The organism is Shouchella lonarensis (assembly GCF_900096965.1).
Classification (GTDB): Bacteria; Bacillota; Bacilli; order Bacillales; family Bacillaceae_D; genus Shouchella; species Shouchella lonarensis.
In genome coordinates, this window is sequence record NZ_FMYM01000013.1 from 42,865 (window position 1) to 61,472 (window position 18,608).

The 18,608-nt window shown below is 43.3% G+C and carries 19 protein-coding genes, 1 tRNA gene, 1 pseudogene and 1 other annotated feature; of the genes and pseudogenes, 17 read left to right on the forward strand and 4 right to left on the reverse strand.

Going from position 1 to position 18,608, the window contains the following annotated elements; genetic code table 11:
- Positions 1–46 precede the first annotated feature (46 nt).
- Both yabN and BLT29_RS12220 read left to right on the forward strand, forming a co-directional pair.
- Positions 47–1,339: pseudogene (gene yabN / locus BLT29_RS12215) on the forward strand (bifunctional methyltransferase/pyrophosphohydrolase YabN); the annotation flags it as partial.
- A gap of 46 nt (positions 1,340–1,385) precedes the next feature.
- Entirely contained in the window at positions 1,386–1,649 is a 264-nt protein-coding gene (locus BLT29_RS12220) for an RNA-binding S4 domain-containing protein (RefSeq protein ID WP_090776599.1), read from the forward strand.
- Between the two features lie 34 nt (positions 1,650–1,683).
- On the opposite strand, the gene trpS is transcribed toward BLT29_RS12220, so the two are convergent.
- Positions 1,684–2,673 (reverse strand): tryptophan--tRNA ligase, encoded by a 990-nt coding sequence (trpS, locus tag BLT29_RS12225; protein ID WP_090776600.1) that lies wholly within the window; start codon positions 2,671–2,673, stop codon positions 1,684–1,686.
- A gap of 76 nt (positions 2,674–2,749) precedes the next feature.
- Positions 2,750–2,950 (reverse strand) — a binding site (T-box leader).
- Between the two features lie 119 nt (positions 2,951–3,069).
- Positions 3,070–3,852: a nucleoside triphosphate pyrophosphohydrolase family protein gene (locus tag BLT29_RS12230; RefSeq protein WP_090776601.1), complete on the reverse strand. Its 783-nt coding sequence runs from the start codon at positions 3,850–3,852 to the stop codon at positions 3,070–3,072.
- 164 nt (positions 3,853–4,016) lie between these two features.
- On the opposite strand from BLT29_RS12230, the gene BLT29_RS12235 reads away from it, so the two are divergent.
- The 4 genes from BLT29_RS12235 to BLT29_RS12250 all read left to right on the forward strand — a co-directional run bounded on the left by BLT29_RS12235 (position 4,017) and on the right by BLT29_RS12250 (position 7,776).
- Entirely contained in the window at positions 4,017–5,240 is a 1,224-nt protein-coding gene (locus BLT29_RS12235) for an RtcB family protein (RefSeq protein WP_090776602.1), read from the forward strand.
- Positions 5,241–5,360: 120 nt separating this feature from the next.
- The gene (locus BLT29_RS12240) at positions 5,361–5,735 is read left to right on the forward strand and encodes a hypothetical protein (protein WP_090776603.1); all 375 of its coding nucleotides are present in this window, start codon (positions 5,361–5,363) and stop codon (positions 5,733–5,735) included.
- A 137-nt stretch (positions 5,736–5,872) separates the two neighbouring features.
- A complete protein-coding gene (locus BLT29_RS12245) occupies positions 5,873–6,184 on the forward strand; it encodes a hypothetical protein (RefSeq protein WP_090776604.1) in 312 nt (103 codons plus the stop codon).
- A gap of 128 nt (positions 6,185–6,312) precedes the next feature.
- Positions 6,313–7,776 carry a catalase gene (locus BLT29_RS12250; protein ID WP_090776605.1) on the forward strand — a complete coding sequence of 488 codons (1,464 nt, stop codon included), beginning with the start codon at positions 6,313–6,315 and terminating at the stop codon, positions 7,774–7,776.
- A 64-nt stretch (positions 7,777–7,840) separates the two neighbouring features.
- Here BLT29_RS12250 and BLT29_RS12255 read toward each other — a convergent pair whose 3' ends face one another.
- The gene (locus tag BLT29_RS12255; protein WP_090776606.1) at positions 7,841–8,443 is read right to left on the reverse strand and encodes a nitroreductase family protein; all 603 of its coding nucleotides are present in this window, start codon (positions 8,441–8,443) and stop codon (positions 7,841–7,843) included.
- Positions 8,444–8,569: 126 nt separating this feature from the next.
- Between BLT29_RS12255 and BLT29_RS12260 the strand changes: the two genes are divergently transcribed.
- Complete coding sequence (locus tag BLT29_RS12260; protein ID WP_245701275.1) at positions 8,570–8,938, forward strand: winged helix-turn-helix transcriptional regulator; 369 nt, start codon at positions 8,570–8,572, stop codon at positions 8,936–8,938.
- A gap of 22 nt (positions 8,939–8,960) precedes the next feature.
- On the opposite strand, the gene BLT29_RS12265 is transcribed toward BLT29_RS12260, so the two are convergent.
- Positions 8,961–9,929, reverse strand: coding sequence for a 2-hydroxyacid dehydrogenase (locus BLT29_RS12265; protein ID WP_090776607.1), 969 nt, complete (start codon positions 9,927–9,929; stop codon positions 8,961–8,963).
- A gap of 107 nt (positions 9,930–10,036) precedes the next feature.
- Between BLT29_RS12265 and BLT29_RS12270 the strand changes: the two genes are divergently transcribed.
- From BLT29_RS12270 to tilS, 10 genes are all read left to right on the forward strand, one after another.
- On the forward strand, positions 10,037–10,540 hold the full coding sequence (locus BLT29_RS12270) for a GNAT family N-acetyltransferase (RefSeq protein WP_090776608.1): 504 nt from the start codon (positions 10,037–10,039) through the stop codon (positions 10,538–10,540).
- A gap of 133 nt (positions 10,541–10,673) precedes the next feature.
- Positions 10,674–10,955 (forward strand): sporulation protein YabP, encoded by a 282-nt coding sequence (gene yabP, locus BLT29_RS12275; RefSeq protein WP_437182650.1) that lies wholly within the window; start codon positions 10,674–10,676, stop codon positions 10,953–10,955.
- Positions 10,952–11,527 (forward strand): spore cortex biosynthesis protein YabQ, encoded by a 576-nt coding sequence (gene yabQ, locus BLT29_RS12280; RefSeq protein ID WP_090776610.1) that lies wholly within the window; start codon positions 10,952–10,954, stop codon positions 11,525–11,527. The genes yabP and yabQ overlap by 4 nt, the downstream gene beginning before the upstream one ends.
- A 14-nt stretch (positions 11,528–11,541) precedes the next feature.
- Positions 11,542–11,919 (forward strand): septum formation initiator family protein, encoded by a 378-nt coding sequence (locus BLT29_RS13415; protein WP_245701282.1) that lies wholly within the window; start codon positions 11,542–11,544, stop codon positions 11,917–11,919.
- A gap of 77 nt (positions 11,920–11,996) precedes the next feature.
- On the forward strand, positions 11,997–12,443 hold the full coding sequence (locus tag BLT29_RS12290; RefSeq protein WP_090776612.1) for a S1 domain-containing RNA-binding protein: 447 nt from the start codon (positions 11,997–11,999) through the stop codon (positions 12,441–12,443).
- Positions 12,444–12,633: 190 nt separating this feature from the next.
- Positions 12,634–12,707, forward strand: a tRNA-Met gene (locus BLT29_RS12295).
- Positions 12,708–12,970: 263 nt separating this feature from the next.
- Positions 12,971–15,487: a stage II sporulation protein E gene (spoIIE, locus tag BLT29_RS12300; protein WP_437182651.1), complete on the forward strand. Its 2,517-nt coding sequence runs from the start codon at positions 12,971–12,973 to the stop codon at positions 15,485–15,487.
- A gap of 71 nt (positions 15,488–15,558) precedes the next feature.
- Positions 15,559–16,296 (forward strand): vWA domain-containing protein, encoded by a 738-nt coding sequence (locus BLT29_RS12305; RefSeq protein ID WP_090776635.1) that lies wholly within the window; start codon positions 15,559–15,561, stop codon positions 16,294–16,296.
- A complete protein-coding gene (gene prkT, locus BLT29_RS12310; RefSeq protein ID WP_090776613.1) occupies positions 16,256–17,188 on the forward strand; it encodes a serine/threonine protein kinase PrkT in 933 nt (310 codons plus the stop codon). The genes BLT29_RS12305 and prkT overlap by 41 nt, the downstream gene beginning before the upstream one ends.
- 25 nt (positions 17,189–17,213) lie before the next feature.
- A complete protein-coding gene (tilS, locus tag BLT29_RS12315) occupies positions 17,214–18,602 on the forward strand; it encodes a tRNA lysidine(34) synthetase TilS (RefSeq protein WP_090776614.1) in 1,389 nt (462 codons plus the stop codon).
- The last annotated feature ends 6 nt before the right edge of the window (positions 18,603–18,608 follow it).

Genomic DNA, 18,608 nt, shown 5'->3' on the forward strand with positions numbered 1-18,608 from the left:
ATAGATGATTTTGAAATGGCTAGCAGGATGAAAAGGGGAGATCAAGTTGCCGACGTTATCCATTCTCGGTTTAGGCGCAGGAGAGTTATCACAATTACCGTTAGGGTTGTACCGGACACTCAAGCAGGCAGATATATTGTTTGTGCGTACAGCGGATCACCCAGTATTAATCGAACTTGCTGCAGAAGGGGTGCAGTATGTATCTTTTGACGAGATATATGAAAGGCATGAGCAATTTGAAGATGTGTATAAAGAGATTGCAAGTCAATTGTTACAAGAGGCGCAGCAACGCGATATTTTATACGCGGTACCAGGGCACCCGTTTGTCGCAGAACGAACGGTTCAGTTATTACATGAACAAGCGGCTCATGCACAAGTGACATTAAAGGTACTTGGTGGTGCCTCATTTTTAGATGCAATGTACAGTGCCCTTGCAGTAGATCCCATTGACGGTTGTCAAATCGTTGATGGCACTGCGTTAAAACAAGATGAGCTGCAATTGACGCAACATATCATCATTGTACAAGTGTATGATACGTTGATTGCTTCTGATGTCAAGCTTACGTTAATGGCGCGTTTACCGGATGATTATGAAGTTGTAATTACCACTGCAGTCGGCACCACCGATGAGTCACTTACCCGTGTACCATTGTATGCGCTTGACCGTCACGCAACATTGAACAATTTAACCGCTGTGTATGTACCTCCGGTGAAAGAAGAGGTGCTTTTATATCAAGACTTTGCTTATCTCCGCCGAGTGATTGCCACGTTACGCGGTCCGAATGGTTGCCCTTGGGATCGAAAACAAACGCATATGTCGCTTAAAAAATATTTGTTAGAGGAAGCGTATGAGGTGTTTGCGGCGATTGACGAGGAGGACGATGAACACCTTGTTGAAGAATTAGGAGATGTATTACTTCAAGTGTTGCTCCATGCCCAAATTGGTGAGGACGAGGGTTATTTCTCTGTTGATGATGTGATTGGCACATTGACGGAAAAGATGATTCGCCGCCATCCGCATGTATTTGCAGAAAATACACTTGAGACAGCAGACGAGGTCGCTGCGCAGTGGGAAGAAATTAAGAAGACAGAACAAGGTACAAAAGCGGCGAAGACGGTGCCAAAAAGTTTGCCAGCGCTCATGCGTGCAGAGGAAATCGTCAAGCGCACCGCCGTGCAGACCGGTGTGTGGGCGCAGTTAACAGAGCAGCTTGCAGTACTGCACGATATAAAAGGTACGAGCGACAGTCGTATGTTAGAGAAATCTCTTGGAGAAATGTTCATTGCTGTAGTGCAAGTTGCCCGACATGAAAATATTTCCCCGGAAATGGCATTGCAAAACGCATTAGATGCATTGATAGATTGAAATAAGGGAGAGAACGTAAATGAGACTAGATAAATTTTTAAAAGTATCGCGGTTAATTAAACGTCGTACGTTAGCAAAAGAAGTGAGTGAACAAGGAAGAATTTCTGTAAATGGACAAGTTGCAAAAGCAAGTACGGTCATAAAGGCAGGGGATGAACTAGTCATTCGTTTTGGCCAAAAATTTGTGACCGTGCGAATTGATGACGTCCGTGAACATACAAGAAAAGAGGAAGCGGGTGAAATGTATACAATTGTAAAAGAAGAAACAATCTCGTCCGAGTGAGGACGAGATTGGGATTTTTTTATGCTGTGCCAGTCTATCTCGATAACCCCATTTTTCCCTCTACCTTTTTGAGCGTCTGTTCTGCTAGAGCATGTGCTTTTTCCGCACCTTCGTTTAAAACGGTATCGACAATTGGGTCATCCATTAATTTCTTATGTTCCTCTTGGAGGGGGGCAAGTGTTTCTGTGATGATTTCTGCCAAATCTTTTTTGAAGTCACCGTAGCCTTTACCATCATAAGCAGCGGTCATGGTATCCATTGTTTCGTTTGTTAGTGCTGCGCGCAACGTCATTAAGTTTGAAATCCCTGGCTTATTTTCTATATCGAAACGTACAATCCCATCCGAATCAGTTTGTGCGCGCATGATTTTTTTCTTTGTTTTTGCGAGGTCTTCAAGTAAAAAGATCGTGGCTGCATTGTTTGGATCCGACTTACTCATTTTTTTCGTTGGTGTTTGTAAAGACATAATTCGGGCGCCACTTTTTGCGATAAGTGGTTCAGGAATGGAAAAAGTTTCACCGTAGCGGGCGTTAAAGCGCGCAGCTAAGTCTCGTGTTAATTCGAGATGTTGTTTCTGGTCGTCACCAACAGGAACATGTGTCGTCTGGTAGAGCAAAATATCCGCTGCCATAAGCGGTGGATAGACAAACAGTCCGGCTGGAATCGTCTCATTTTTACCGTGTTGCTGTGATTTATCTTTATACTGGGTCATCCGCTCGAGCTCGCCCATTGAAGATAAACATGTCATAATCCAAGCAAGTGCAGCATGAGCTCGTACTTCCGATTGAATGAAAATCGTTGCTTTCTTTGGATCAATGCCAATTGCCATGTAGAGTGCAGCAAGTTTACGTGCACTTTGTTTTAGTTCATCTGGCTTTTGGGGGACAGTAATCGCGTGCTGATTCACAACGCAAAACAAGCAATTGTGTGTGTCTTGATAAGTAACAAAACGTCGCATGGCACCGATGTAGTTGCCAATCGTCATTTCACCTGAAGGTTGTACACCTGAAAAAATTGTTGACATGGATAAATCCTCCTCTATCTGCATGTTAATCGTGGGGGGTGGCCGCGCCGTAAAACACAAAAAAAGCCCATTCGCCATAAGGGACGAATCGACCGTGGTGCCACCCTTGTTGCCTTTTACAAGGCCACTTTCTGTGACATATCGGGTCACATTGCCGTCAGCGTTAAGCTGAAGCGCTCAAAAGTCCATTCTGTTATCTGCCGCCACTTGTTTACACCACCCACAAGCTCTCTATGAGACGGAAAGATACATACTCTTCTTTTTTCATCGCGCACGCGTTTTTTAGTATCTTAGCATAAGATAAGAGCAGATGCAAGGAAATGCGTTTCTTCAGCATTAATTAATAGGATGTAGCAAGGTCGTTTACACGCATTGCTACATCCGAGTTTTAACAGTTTAGTTAAGTCTTTCAATATTCTTTTTAGCGATATCTACCATGTTTAGATCATAGATTTGTGCTAACCATTTTAAGGCGTACATGACACGGTTTGTATAAGTATCAGGAATTTGATTAGGATCATCGGAGCTATCGTTTTCTAATAAAATACTTACTTTCTCTGCATCTTCGTGAAACATGTAAGAGATTGGATCAAAGTTAGGTGGGTTACTATGCGCATCTGCACCAAGTATGCGATATACGTGTGACAAATGCCATAAAACGTCTCCTAATTTTTCTTCAAGTTCGTCCAAATCAATATGTTGGTCGCCCCCTCTTTGAATGATTTCTTTTACTGCGCTAACTTCTTCTAACAGGTTGGTATGATGGTGGTCAACAGTATCTCTTTCTGGATCTGCTGCATGAGACGTGAACGCTACGTACCTTTTAAATGTCAGCGGCTTTGCCTTTTCTGTACAACCGACCACAATATCAATTGTACGTTGAATGAACTCACCGTATTCATGCTCTATTGCAAGAATTGCTTTGTACATAGCGGGTTTATTTGTTTCAAATTCATCAATAAATACGTACATTTCATCAGTAATGTCATTGCCGTCTTTGTCGACTGCCGAGAAGTTATCTTCTAAGACTTTGATTGCATCGCCACCAATTGCTACACAGATAATGTCTGGTCCAGTGATAATCGGCAGTGTTTCTGTTGCATGATTTGCTGCTAAGGCAGTTCCTGACATAAAGATAGCGATGACGGCTAGTAACGAGACAAGCCCCTTTTTAAACATAAAAACAGCTCCTTTAATGATTAGTTTTAAACACTTTACACACTAACACTTTGTTATTAAAATTGCAAACAGTTTAATTGGTGCGAGACCGCGGCAGAAGGTAGCATTAAACAAAGAAAGGCCTGTATAATAGGTTGCAGAAGAGATAGAAGGAGAGAGAAAAAATGTACAAAGAAATAAAAGGTGTCAAAGTATGGGGCAGCCCCCTAGAGAGTGCGGTGGACCAAGCGGTCACATGTGCGAATCACGGTGACGTGGAGCAAGTATTGTTAATGGCAGACCATCATAAAGGATACAGTCAACCTGTCGGTGGTGTGGTTGTATATCGCAACCAAATCTCACCTTCAGGGGTTGGATATGATATTGCTTGTGGAAATAAGGCAGTGAAAACGAATGTAAAGTATACCGACATGAAGGCTCACCTGCCTAGGATCATGGATGACATTGCAAAAACGGTCTCTTTTGGGGTTGGGAGGAGCAACCAAGAAAAAGTTGATCACGAACTCTTTGATGATCCTGACTGGGCTGTATATAAAGAAATAGGTAAGCAAGAGCATGACAAATTAAAATCCTTAGCTAAAAAACAGTTAGGTACAGTTGGCAGTGGGAATCACTTTGTTGATATATTTGTTGAAGAGGAGACAGATGATGTTTGGGTAGCGAATCATTTTGGTAGCCGTGGTTTTGGTCATAAAACGGCAAGTGGTTTTCTAAATTTAGCAAAGGGGCATAAATTCTCTGACAAGGTAAAGGGTGAGCGAATGGAGGACGCGCCAACATTGCTAGATTTAGACTCTGACATTGGTGATATGTACTACCGTGCAATGCAGTTAGCAGGGAAATACGCTTACGCTGGCCGAGATTATGTCATCGGAAAAGTGTTGCAAGTTTTGCAAGCTGACGCTGTTTTTTCGGTTCATAACCATCATAACTATGCGTGGAAAGAAACGCATGGAGATGAAGAATATGTGGTTGTAAGAAAAGGGGCAACGCCATCAGCGCCGGGCCAATGGGGATTCATCGGTGGTAGTATGGGTGATATTTCCGTGGTGGTACGTGGTGTTGAGAGCGAGGAAAACCGAGAGGCATTTTATAGTACGGTTCATGGTGCTGGCCGAATCATGAGTCGAACAGAAGCTGCGGGGAAAATGAACTGGAAAACGCGGACGAGAAGCGGTGGCAAAGTGACGGTGGATCAGATGCAACAGGCCATTGATTCATATGGGGTTGAATTACGTGGCGGCGGAACGGATGAAAGTCCTTTTGTTTATAAAAAGTTAGCAAATGTATTAGACGCGCATAAAAATACATTGAGCATCGAACACGTATTGCGCCCTGTCGGTGTATGTATGGCTGGAGCAGAAGAATTTGATCCATATAAAGATTAATTTGGACGAATTTATTAACATAAATAAATAAAAAAACAATAAAATAGTTCCTTTGTGTTTATTTTGGTGGTAATATAAACATGTATCATCAAAATTAACATAGAACGGAGCGATTGGAGCATGAAAACACTGAAAAAGGTTGCCGCAGTCATTTTTATTTCTTTCTTTGTATTATCTGCCTCAAATGATGTATACGGGTTTTCGGAGCTTAGTTTAACACCAACAGACCGGACAATTTTTTCTCAATCCTATCATTTAGATCAATACTCTTATTTTGGTTGGGACGTTGAAACCCTCCAAAATAGCCGCTATCCGGTTTTTTATGAAATTGTTAAAGATGGTCGAGTAGTGAAGAGTGAAATGGTTGCAAAGGGTGCAAAGGCAAGCGGGTTAGAAACATGGGGACCTGGAGAATATTTGCTTGTGCTTAAATGTGACACAGGTTATCGCAATGGCTGTTCAGCAAAGGGTTCGATTGCCATTGCCATGCATTAAACGTAACACAAAAAATCGCCTTTTTAGTCAAGTGTTGTAATGCTTGGTTACATAATGGGGCGATTTTTGTTTTTATTAAAGGTTGTATTTCTGTTGTTTACGTAAGTTGCTATGTCTACTTTTTGGAGGTGGAAGTCTTGTCTAGCAAATACGTCATTATTATTTTGAGCGTGTTGCTCGTTATAGTCAGCGTTATCGCTATCATGCAGTATTATGAAAGTTACCGTGTAGGAGATGTCGAGACTAGAGAAGAGTTATTGACTGAAGCAATGTGGCAAATTAGTCACGATCCATCGCTAGATAAAGAGAAGATCGAGACAATCAAAGTGTTGAAGTCTTACGCGGGTGTTCCTCCATTTAACTATAGTGTGGCTGTAGATCTTAAAAACGGCGAACGAATTCGCTATTCGTGGGGGGATGTCCAAAAAAAACGTGTGGATAAAGAATAAATGTGTTGCGATTACGATTGAGACATAGCGTCTCTCTGCTTGACATAAACAAGTGGTTTCGTTACACTTGAAGTAATCAATAATAATTATAAATAAGTAATTATTATTGAGTGAAGGAGGGGCGGATGATGAAAAGATTAACTGACAATCAAGGACATCCAGTTTATGATAATCAAAACTCGCGAACTGCCGGGGCGGATGGACCAACGCTGCTTGACGATTACCATCTCATTGAAAAATTGGCTCATTTTGATCGGGAACGTATTCCAGAACGTGTCGTTCATGCACGAGGTGCAGGGGCACACGGTGTTTTTAAGGTAAAACATAATATGAAACAATATACAAGAGCGGCGTTTTTGGCCGAAGATGGAAAAGAAACACCTGTGTTTGTACGTTTTTCGACTGTGATTCATGGTGGTACCTCACCAGAGACACTACGCGATCCGCGTGGTTTTGCAGTGAAATTTTATACCGAAGAAGGAAACTATGATTTTGTTGGCAACAACCTTCCTGTTTTCTTTATTCGTGATGCCATTAAGTTCCCCGATGTGGTTCATTCCTTGAAACCAGACCCGCGGACAAACATTCAACATCCTGATCGTTATTGGGATTTCATGTCGCTGTCTCCGGAAACCACGAATATGCTCATGCATTTGTTCACAGATGAAGGCATTCCTGGTTCTTATCGAGAAATGCGAGGATCGAGTGTACATGCCTTTAAGTGGATTAATGAAGAGAACGACATGGTTTATGTGAAATTACGCTGGGTACCTAAGCAAGGTATTCGAAATTTGTCCGCCAAAGAAGCTGCAAAGATACAAGGGCAAGATTTTAACCATGCGACGCGCGATCTGTACGAGGCGATTGAACGAGGAGATTTCCCAGAGTGGGATCTATATGTGCAAGTCCTCCACCCGAATGAGTTTGACCAATTTGATTTCCATCCTTTGGATGCAACAAAAGACTGGCTAGAAGAAGATGTTCCGTACCAATTGGTTGGAACGATGACATTAAATCGGAACCCTGAAAATGTTTTTGCTGAAACAGAACAAGCTAGTTTTAATCCTGGTAATCTCGTTCCTGGATTCGAGCTTTCAGAGGACAAATTGTTGCAAGGGCGAATTTTCTCTTATGCTGACACGCAGCGCTATCGTGTCGGTGCCAATTACTTAGACTTACCCGTCAACTGCCCATTTGCAAAAAAAGCCAACAATCAGCGTGACGGTGCGATGCCTGTTGGACAGCAAACAAATCAAATAAACTATGAGCCGAACCGTTATCAACAAACGCCGAAGGAAGCGGAAGGATATACCGATTACCGTGCTCCACTAGCCGGTAAAACGGGTCGTCAAGTAATTGAGAAGACAAACCATTTTGGTCAGGCAGGAAAGATCTATCGTAGCTATGAGAAAGAAGTTCAGGATGCGCTTGTGAAAAACTTAGTTGCTGATTTAAAGCAAGTGGAAAAAGAAACGGTGCTCCGAGCAATATGTCACTTCTATCAGGCAGATCAATCTCTTGGACAACGGTTAGCAGAACAGTTGTCGATTGATCTTGCGGCTATTCACGAGTTAGAAAAAGTTAGTAACTAGCAGTTTTATGAGGAGAACAAATGAAGCGAGACGTCGCGGGTGTGCGGGCGTCTCGCTTCTTTAATTATTTATAGATCTTTACTCGTGTATCAAGTGGTTGAAACGTTTTTTCGTTTGGTTCGGCAAGAGGGTTGCCAAACGGCATTTGTGCACGAAGTTTCCATGTGTTCGGGATCGCCCATTTTTGTGCGACCGCCACGTCAATTAGGGGGTTGTAGTGTTGCAAGGATGCCCCGTAACCTTCCGCTTCTAACCCCGTCCAAATGGCGAATTGATGCATACCAGATGTTTGTTCAGACCAGAGTGGAAAGTTGTCGGCATAGAGTGGGAATCTTTCTTGCAATTGCTTGACAACTTCTTCGTCTTCAAAGAAAAGAATCGTACCATACGCTGCTTTAAATCCATCCATTCTTTGTTGTGTTGCTGTAAAGTCAGCATCAGGTCCAACGGTTTCTTTTAAAATGTTGGTTGTCATTTCCCACAGCGTGTCGTGTTGACTGCCGAGCAAGATGCATACGCGTGTAGACTGGGAATTAAAAGCCGAAGGGACGTGTTTTACCGCATGCTCTACCACTTCTTGAATGCGTGTGTCAGAAGTGACAGCCTCCTTGCCTAAAGCGTAATAAGAACGGCGTTTTTCGATTGCAGTGTAAAAATCGGTGCGCATGTATATCTCTCCTTTTTTCGTATGATTCATTGTTCTTTTTTAGTATAATCGGTAGAAAGCGTATTGGATAGTACGCACTTTTTCGTTTGTTAGTATCACGTTTGAAACTATAGGAGGCGGAATGCCGTGAGCCATGATTGTCGTGTAGATACAGCACTTGAAATTCTTGTCGGGAAATGGAAGCATCATATTTTATTTCAACTGATGAAACATGACGTGATGCGCTTTAGTGAGCTAAAACGCGCGATTCCCGGGATCACCCAGAAAATGTTAACCTCACAGTTGCGAGAGTTAGAAGCAAACGGGATTGTTGATCGTAAAGTCTACGCACAAGTGCCGCCAAAGGTAGAATACATGATGACGGCATACGGTGAAAGTTTACAACCGGTGTTAGCTGCGATGCATGAATGGGGTGAGAAACATGTTCAGTACTTGCAGAGTCGAGATACGAATAAGCAAGTGCAGCGGCCTCCGGAGAGCAATGACTGGATTTGATGTGATCATCCACGAGTCACCGTCATTCGTTTTCTACAATATCTTGCGGCTGTTGGCCGTTGAGACCAGCAACGAGGTTTTCCGCCGCGCGTTGTGCCATTGCCTCACGTGTCGCTGCCGTAGCAGAGCCAATATGGGGAGTCAATGTGACATTTTCTAGTGTGAGGAACGGATGCCCTGACGGCAGTGGCTCTTGCTCAAACACGTCGAGGGCTGCACCCCAAATTTGTTGTTGTTTGAGCGCCGCAATTAACGCATCCTCATCAATGACTGCACCGCGGGCGCCGTTAACAAGGACCGCCGTCGGTTTCATTTTTGCTAGCTCTTTTGCACCAATGAGGTGTGTCGTTTCTTTTGTAAGTGGAACCATGATGACGACAACATCAGCTGTTTCTAGCAGTGTGGTTAAATCAACTTTTTTTGCATCGTATAATTTTTCTGCCTCGGGGCGTCGGGAGCGGTTGTGGTAAAGAATCGACATGTTAAAACCGTGTTTGGCGCGGTGGGCAATTTTTTCACCGATGCGCCCCATTCCGATAATACCAAGCGTCTTGTTGTAAACGTCTTGCCCGTAAAGCTCAAGCGGCACCGCTTGATTCCAACTGCCGGCACGTACCCATGTATGTAGTTCGGCGATGCGGCGGCAGCCAGATAGGATGAGACCGAAAATGAGATCGGCGACAGTTTCATCAAGGACGTAAGGCGTATTTGTCACTGTAATGCCGTGCGCTGCAAGCATAGATACATCTAAATGATCGTAGCCAACTGTAGCGGTACTGATTACTTTTAAATGGGGTGCATGAGCAATGTCTGCGGCACGTGGACGAGATTGGGTCAGCATGGCCCCAGCGGCTTTTTTCAGTTCGTTTTGCAGTGTATGTGTGGGAACGGGCTGCGATTTTGACCACATTGTGTACGTGCAGTATTTGGTAAGATATTTTTCCACTGACAAAGGAAGTGCTTCATCAATAAAAACATACGGTTTTGACATCGGTAAGCCTCCTATAGATCAAGCATATGTATATGGTATCAAGGAAAGGAATGCTTGTCACGTTGTGAGGCGCGGCTTATTTAAAAAGTTAAATTTGGGGGAGAAAAATGAATATACGTGAGATAAAAGAGGTCGATGCAGCTGCTTTCTTAGTATTACAAAAGCAGATAGACAAAGAAACATCCTATATGTTGTACGAGCCAGGAGAACGAACAATGACTGTAAGTGAGCAACAGAAGATGTTACAAACCATTCATAAAGCGTCGAACTCAGCGATGCTCGGTGCTGAAAGTATGAGAAAGCTCGTAGCGTATATCGGTGTGCTTGGTTCTCCTTTAAAACGTAAGCGTCATGTGGGTCAAATTGTAATTGGAGTAGTAGCCGCTTATCATGGACAAGGGATTGGCAGACGACTGTTACAGGAGGCTGAAATATTTGCAAAGCAAGCAGGGTTGCTACGTTTGGAATTAACCGTGATGAAGCATAACAAGCGCGCGCTCGCGTTGTATAAAAGTGTTGGGTATCAAATTGAAGGAGAAAAGACATGTTCTCTCCGCATTGACGGTAATTGTGTCGACGAATGGACAATGGCGAAAATACTATCATTCTGACCTCTGGTATTTGATTTCTTTACTCCGGAACGATGGCTTGTTCTACCTTTTGTCTGAAGGACATAAGATGGAATGAAGATGTGAGGAGGAGGGGTTGGATATGGACCAAACGCCGTATGAATTTGGCGCATCAATGGGACGAGATGACAAAGGTAAAGATCATAATATTACGTTACGTGGTCGTAAACAACTAGATATTACCGGTGTGAAACAAGTGGAGAGCTTTGACATTGAAGAGTTTCTACTTGAAACAGATATGGGCTTTTTAGCAGTACGTGGTCAAAATCTCCATATGAAAAATTTAGATGTCGAGCGGGGCGACGTATCAATTGAAGGGAAGATTTATGATCTTGTCTACGTCGATCAAAACCAAGCAGGCAAATCTAAAGGTTTTTTAGGGAAGTTATTTAAGTGACAGCGACGCTCCAATTTTATACGCTGACAGCAATGATAGGGATGGGGGTGTGGCTTGGTGCATCACTAGACACGTATGAGCGGTTTACTGTGAAACAGAATCGCTTCCGCTTGCTGATAGCTGTGCGTGACCTCTTTTTCTGGATTTTGCAGGCACTTATTGTTTTTTATGTATTGCTGAAATTGAATCATGGTGAAATAAGAATATATATTTTTCTTGCGCTCCTTTGCGGTTACGCTGCTTATCAGGCGTTATTTAAACGGTTGTACCGAACTTTATTGGAATGGACCATCAAAGTGATGACTGCTTTGTATCGTTTCTGTACGTCTTTTATTAAGGTATTTCTTGGGACACCACTAAAATGGGTGTTGCACATTCTATACCGCTTGAGTATGATAGTGATAACGATCGTTCGCACAACACTCGTGTTTATTTTGCGGATCGCGGGCGCACCTTTTCTATGGCTTGCGAATCGGACGGGTTTAACAACCCAATTGCGAAAATTGTTGCCTTTTTACAATCTTATAAAGGACTTTTGCAGGCGACTGTTGAAAAAAGACAGAGAGGAGTGATGTCGGTGAGTAGAATGGTATCTAAATATCAAAATGTCACAAAACTAAATCCGAAGCGTATTGAGGAGCACACTGAGCAATTGATACAAAAACAACAGCATAAAAAAGGTTTATACCGGCGCCTCACGCTCTTGTCAGTGGTGTTTTTGTTGTTGGTATCCTCCGCGCTTATTACGCTATTTTCGCAACATACAAGCATGAGTGCGCGTGAAGATACGATACGTTTATTAGAAAAAGACAAGCGCGTTGTATTGGAGGAAGAAAAACATCTACTAAAAGAAATTGAAAATTATCAGGACGATGCGTTTATTGCAGAGATTGCTAGGCGCGACTACTTTTTAACTTTCCCAGGTGAAACGAGAATAAATGTCCCGAAAGAATCTGATGATTGACAGCGAAATTTCTCATCAGTTATAATGTATAGGAGTCTATACTTGTTTATACAAACTTAAGGAGGATGTACGTTTTCATGTCCATAGAAGCAGGCAGCAAGCTCCAAGGCAAGGTAACTGGTATTACGCATTTCGGAGCATTTGTAGAGCTCCCAGGCGGATCAACTGGTCTTGTCCATATTAGTGAGGTTGCCGATCATTATGTCAAAGATATTAACGAGCTACTAAAAGTTGGCGATGAAGTCACAGTAAAAGTTGTCAATGTAGAGAAAGATGGAAAAGTAGGCTTGTCTATCCGAAAGGCGGTTGACCGCCCTGAACGAGAAGAAACAGCGCGTCCACAGCGAGCACGTTCGTTTCAGCGCTCAGGAAACGGTAGCCATCGTGGTGGTAATAAACCTCGTGCAACCATCTCTTTTGAAGATAAAATGAATCGGTTTTTAAAAGATAGTGAAGAACGCTTGACGACGATTAAAAGACAAACAGAGTCCAAGCGAGGTGGTCGCGGCGCCAAGCGAGGTTAGCTTGTTGCTTGCTAAACGTATATTCTGTTCGTTTATCATGAAGGCAGGAGACAGTCTGCCTTCTTTCGCATTCTGTAGATTACAACTATAAAGTAGTCCGATAGAGTGGATTCGGCGTGTCGAGGAAAAATATGTTGACAGCTTGCCTGTTGCCGTTTATACTAGTGAAGGTCGTGTTAATAGGACATGGGGCGGTGTAGCTCAGCTGGCTAGAGCGTACGGTTCATACCCGTGAGGTCGGGGGTTCGATCCCCTCCGCCGCTATCATTCAAGCATTTTGTTCAATTTTTTTGAGCAGGGTGCTTTTTTTATGTACAAAATCGTTAGCCAGTATTAGTCAATTGTAGAGAAAAGACTTGTGTATGTGCAGCCACAATGTGGAAATTCAACTCTCTTTGTAGGTGGTTTTTACTTTTTACAACGAACGTGGTCGAAATCTTTTTTTCTCCCTATGTGACATTATGACAAATTGCTAGATTGATCTATTGGTATAGTGGGGTCACGATACCAATAGGGTGGTGACGATGATGTTGAAGAAAATGGCGAAGACGGCAGATGGCACAGTAGTTGGGTGGTTGCCACATCGGTTACGGCAGCAACTCGTTCATAGGACGTTTAAAGTTTCTAAAGGGATAAAAACCGTCGTGTATGATTGGGGAGTATTCATTGCTGTGATTGGTTTGTTGCTTGGACGCGCAATGATTTTAGGAGAGTTAACCCCATTTATACTTCCTTTTTTAGCAGCGGTACTTGTTTTGCGTCATACACATGCAGCCATTGCGGCGTTGTCACTGTTGGGCGGAAGTTTATTTAGTTATCATGGGCAATGGATGTTTGCTGTAATTGGAATGGTTTGTTTTTTATTACTCTATAAAGTCGCCAAGCGGTTTTGGACGCAGTCGATGACAACCCTTCCTTATGTTGTGTTTGTCGCAACAATGTTGACGCGTTTAGGGATTGTTTTTGCAGTGGAAGGTGAGCTTGGACAGTATGCGTGGATGATGGCTACCGTCGAAGCGGGGCTAAGTTTCTTATTAACAATGATTTTTTTGCAAAGCATTCCGCTTGTGACTGGGAAGCGTAGTGGACAAGCATTAAAGAATGAAGAGATTATTTGCCTCATTATCTTGCTTGCGTCTGTCATGACTGGCACAGTCGGATGGGTTATGTACGATGTTGTCGCACAACATAGTGTTGCGCGGTATTTGGTACTGATCTTTGCTTTTGTTGGTGGAGCTACAATTGGCGCTACTGTTGGTGTTGTTACAGGACTGATCTTAAGTTTAGCAAGTGTGGCTAGTTTGTATCAAATGAGTTTATTAGCTTTTGCTGGTTTACTAGGCGGTTTAATGAAGGAAGGAAAGCGAATTGGTGTTGCAACAGGGTTGCTTGTAGGTACGTTGTTGATTGGAATGTATGCAGAGGGAGGAACGGGATTAGCAGGGACGGTAATCGAATCTGTGCTAGCCATTGGTATATTTTTGTTGACACCGAAATCTTGGCTCGTTCGTGTTGCTAGCTACATTCCTGGAACGACCCACCATGCCCAAGAGCAGCAACAATATTTGCGAAAAGTACGTGATGCGACGGCTGGGCGTGTAGAGCGCTTTTCTTCGTTATTTCAGACGCTTGCACATAGTTTTAAAGTAGAACAAGACGATGAGGAAGAGAAGAAGGTACGTGAAATAGATTTGATGTTAAGCCATGTAACTGAGAAAACGTGCCAGACGTGTCCGATGAAAGAAAAGTGTTGGGTAGCTCATATAGAACGCACCTATGACATGATGCAAAAGATGGTTTGTGATATTGAGAGCAATGGCGCAGTTGTCGATATGCGTTTGAAGCGACAGTGGCGGAGCTATTGTCGGAAACCGGATCAAGTGATTACCGCAATGAATATAGAGGTAGGTCAGTACCAAGCAAATCAAACGTTGAAACGGCAAGTAATAGAAAGTAGACGGTTAGTGTCAGATCAGTTACTGGGCGTGGCAAAAGTCATGGGTAACTTTGCAAGCGAAATCCAGAAAGAACGAGAGCCACATGTGATAGAAGAAGAGTTTATGATCGATGCGCTTCGAGATGCTGGTTTAGAGGTTGGGCATATCGATGTTTGTAGTGTTGCAAGCGGGAGAATTGAGATTGAGATGAGCGTGTATTGTGAGCCTGGGGCAGGTCAAGCAGAAAAGATCATTGCGCCGATGTTATCAGACTTACTGAATGAAACGATTGTGTTGAAGAGAGAGGAACCGGGTTTTTATTCAAATGGCTACAGTCATATGTCGCTCGGATCGACCAATCCTTATGTTGCGCAAACAGGTGTGGCAAAAGTGGCGAAAGGTGGAGAATGGCTCTCTGGTGATAATTATGCGATGATTGAGTTGAATAGTGAAAAGTTTGCTGTCGCTATTAGCGATGGGATGGGCAATGGCGAAAAGGCGTATTTACAAAGCCGTGAGACACTTCAATTGTTACAAGAGGTGTTGCAGTCCGGCATAGAAGAGACAGTCGCTATACAATCGGTCAATTCGATTCTTGCGTTACGGAATACGGAAGATATGTTTGCTACGCTAGATTTGGCAATGATTGATTTACAAGATGCACAAGCGACATTTTTAAAAATTGCATCGACACCAAGCTTTATTAAACGGGGTTCACATGTATCCAAAGTGGAAGCAGGGAATTTACCGATCGGCATTATTCAAGAATTTGAGGTAGATGTCGTGCGGGAACAGTTAAAGCCGGGTGATTTGCTTATTATGGTCAGCGATGGCATTCTTGACGCAAAGCGACATATTGAGAATAAAGATGTGTGGTTACGTCGACTCATTGCCGATATTGAAACGGACGATCCTCAGGAAGTTGCTGATATCATATTAGAACAAGTGATTCGTTCAGAACGTGGTTTAACCATTGAAGATGACATGACAGTCATTGTGACACAAGTACAACGGCACACACCAAAGTGGTCGTCCATCCCGCTTCATGCGAAAGCGCGTCGTGATAAGCGGATCAATGTGCAAGTGAAACGAGCTGTTGGTACGTAACGATATGCGCGTATAAAATTGCCCCAGGTGGACGAAAATGGGAACACAACGAAAGTCTGGAGGTGACGTGTATGACGGCAGTTTTAAAGCAAATTTTGTTAATGACAGATGGTCACTCTAATGAAGGAGAAGACCCAGTGGCCATTGCGCGTCTTGCGCAAGAGCATGGGATTTGTATTAATGTAATTGGGATTACCGAAGAGGGGCCCGATCAATACAGAGGGTTAGAGGAAATTGAAGCCATTGCACTTGCCGGTGGCGGCGTAAGTGAAATTGTGACGAAAAAACAGCTTGTAAGGACAGTGCAGACGGTGACGCGCCGGGCAATGACGCAAACATTGCAACATGTCGTTCAGCAAGAACTAAAACATATTTTCCCAGAAAAAGAAGGATTACATGATGTTTCCCCGGATGATAGAGGACAAATTGTGGAAGTGACGGAACGTTTAGGAGAAGCGGTTTCTTTAGAAGTACTCGTTTTAATTGATACGAGCGCAAGCATGACAGACAAGCTACCGATGGTGCAAGAAGCGTTAATGGATCTGTCACTAAGTTTAAATGCCCGCCTGGGTGATAGTCTTTTTTGCCTATACTCATTTCCTGGGAAAAGGGATCCGATTGACCGACTTGTGGATTGGACACCGAGACTCACTTCTCTCACACAAGCATTTGCGCAATTAACACCGAAAGGATTGACGCCGACAGGACCAGCGTTGCAGGCCGGAATAGGTGTGTTTTCTTCACGGCGAGAAAAAAGGAGACGGTTGTATGGTGAACAACAGCGACGTGCACGCCGATTGGGCAACTGAATTTTATCCTGGGTTAGTTGTGCGCGGTAAATGGCATGGGCAATGTTATACACTTGTTCGGAAGCTTGGCGTTGGCGTGACGGGGCACGTGTATTTGGCGCAAGGACAAGACGGCTATGTCGCCTTGAAAATTGGTTTGGATGCGCGGGCGATTACAACCGAAGTAAATGTTTTAAAACAATTAAACAAGGTTCAAGAGATGCTTGGGCCTTGTCTATATGATGTCGATGATTATGTGTGTTTACGAGGTTCAGCTCCTTTTTATGCAATGGAGTATATACAAGGTGAGAATGTACTTGATTTCATGAAAGGTCGCAGTGGGGAGTGGGTAGAAGTATTGTTGTCGCAAATACTAACCAAGTTAGCACAATTACATAAACAAGGCTTGGTTTTTGGTGATTTGAAACCAGCGAATGTGCTTGTTACTGACAAGTCGTATCATATTCGGCTACTGGATGTCGGTGGTGTGACAGAGATGGGGCGAGCGGTGAAAGAGTATACGGAATACTATGATCGTGGTTATTGGGAGCTTGGCTCGCGCCGGGCGGATCCGCAATATGATTTATTCTCTGTGGCGATGATGATGATTGTTTGTGCATATCCCGCACGAGTAAATAAAGTGTCGGGTAAAACAGCAGCACAATTAAAAAAAATGGTACAGAAATCACCGTTGTTACAACCGTATCAACAAATGTTGTTGCGGGCGTTACACGGCAAGTATGTATGTGCTGATGATATGCGTAGCGCACTAGTAAAACGAAAAAAGGGCAAATTACCTACGAGAAAAGTTGTGAACAGAAAAAGGCAATTGACAGATCGTGTAGATCTTTTTTTAGTCGCCTCTTTTGTTATTCTACTATCTGTCCTATACTTGTTGGGAGAGATTTTTTAAGTGGGGATTTAGGAGCGAACAGTTTATGAGAGAACGTGTGCAGCAATACATGCAGCGCGAGGTTAATTTGAATACGATTCTTGTCGCGGTTTCTGGCGGTGCGGATTCAATGGCATTACTTCATATAATGTGTAACATAAACGCGCAAAAAAAGTTTACACTCGTCGCGCTGCACGCACATCATGGGCTCCGTGAAGAAGCGGATGCAGATGCCGCACTCGTCCGTACAGTTTGTGCCGACTGGGGGATACCGTATGTGCAAAAGCAGCTATCGGTAAGGGCATATTGTGAACAGCACCGTATCGGAGTGCAGCAAGGCGCACGTACGTTGCGGTACCAATTTTTTCAAGAAGCGATGATGCAGCTCGATGGTGATGTGTTGATGACAGCACACCATGGTGATGATGAGGTTGAAACTGTCCTGATGAAAATGGTGCGTGGCACAACGCCGCTGACCAATATAGGTATTGCACCTGATCAGCCATATGTGAATGGTCGCCTCATTCGACCGTTATTACAAGAAACAAAACAGCAAATTTTAGCATATTGCCATGCACATGAAGTGCCGTTTCATGAGGACGAAAGCAATGCTTCGTCTATGTACACTCGCAATCGATTTCGTGCGCAAATTGTGCCTGTGCTAAAAAAGGAAAATCCACATATTCATGTGCATACACACCGATTTTCACGTTGGCATGTGGACGATAATGACTATTTATTTGCTGAAGCGGAAAAAGTGTTAGTGCAGATGACAAAAGTAAAAAAAAGTGGTTATGTGAAGATTTCAAAGCCATTGTTTAGAAGGATAGCTCCTGCTTTACAAAGGAGAATGATTCATCTAATATTAAGTTATCTATATAGTGGAGAAGCAGTTGTTTCTGCGCTACATATTGAACAAGTTCAATCTTTTTTAATGAGAAAATCTTCCTCAGAGAAACGCCTTCATTTAAGAGGGGGTCTACGCGTAATTTTGTCGTATGATACATGTACATTCACGTGTGAGCAGGATACGAATGGTGACTTGTACAAATATCCGTTATCTATTCCTGGTCAGTGCGAGACCCCGCTTGGTGTCATCCAGGCCTCTGTAGCAGAAGAAGTATTATTGACGTGTGAACAACCATATCGCGTGATGTTTCCAATGCGGGCGCTCAAAAAACCGCTCTATATTCGCAACCGTAAAGAGGGCGATGTATTTTCACCATTAGGCATGACAGGGACAAAAAAAATTAGTCGTTTGTTTATTGATTGTAAAATTGCGCCGTTGTTGCGTCAGAAGTGGCCATTGGTTGTAGATGCAGATGATGAGATTTTGTGGATTCCTGGGTTGCATCGTTCGTTGTCGGTAAAAAAGGGTGAATCTACCGAATCAATTGTAACCCTTTCTTTTTATAAGTATGATTGCGATGGTTAAGGTATG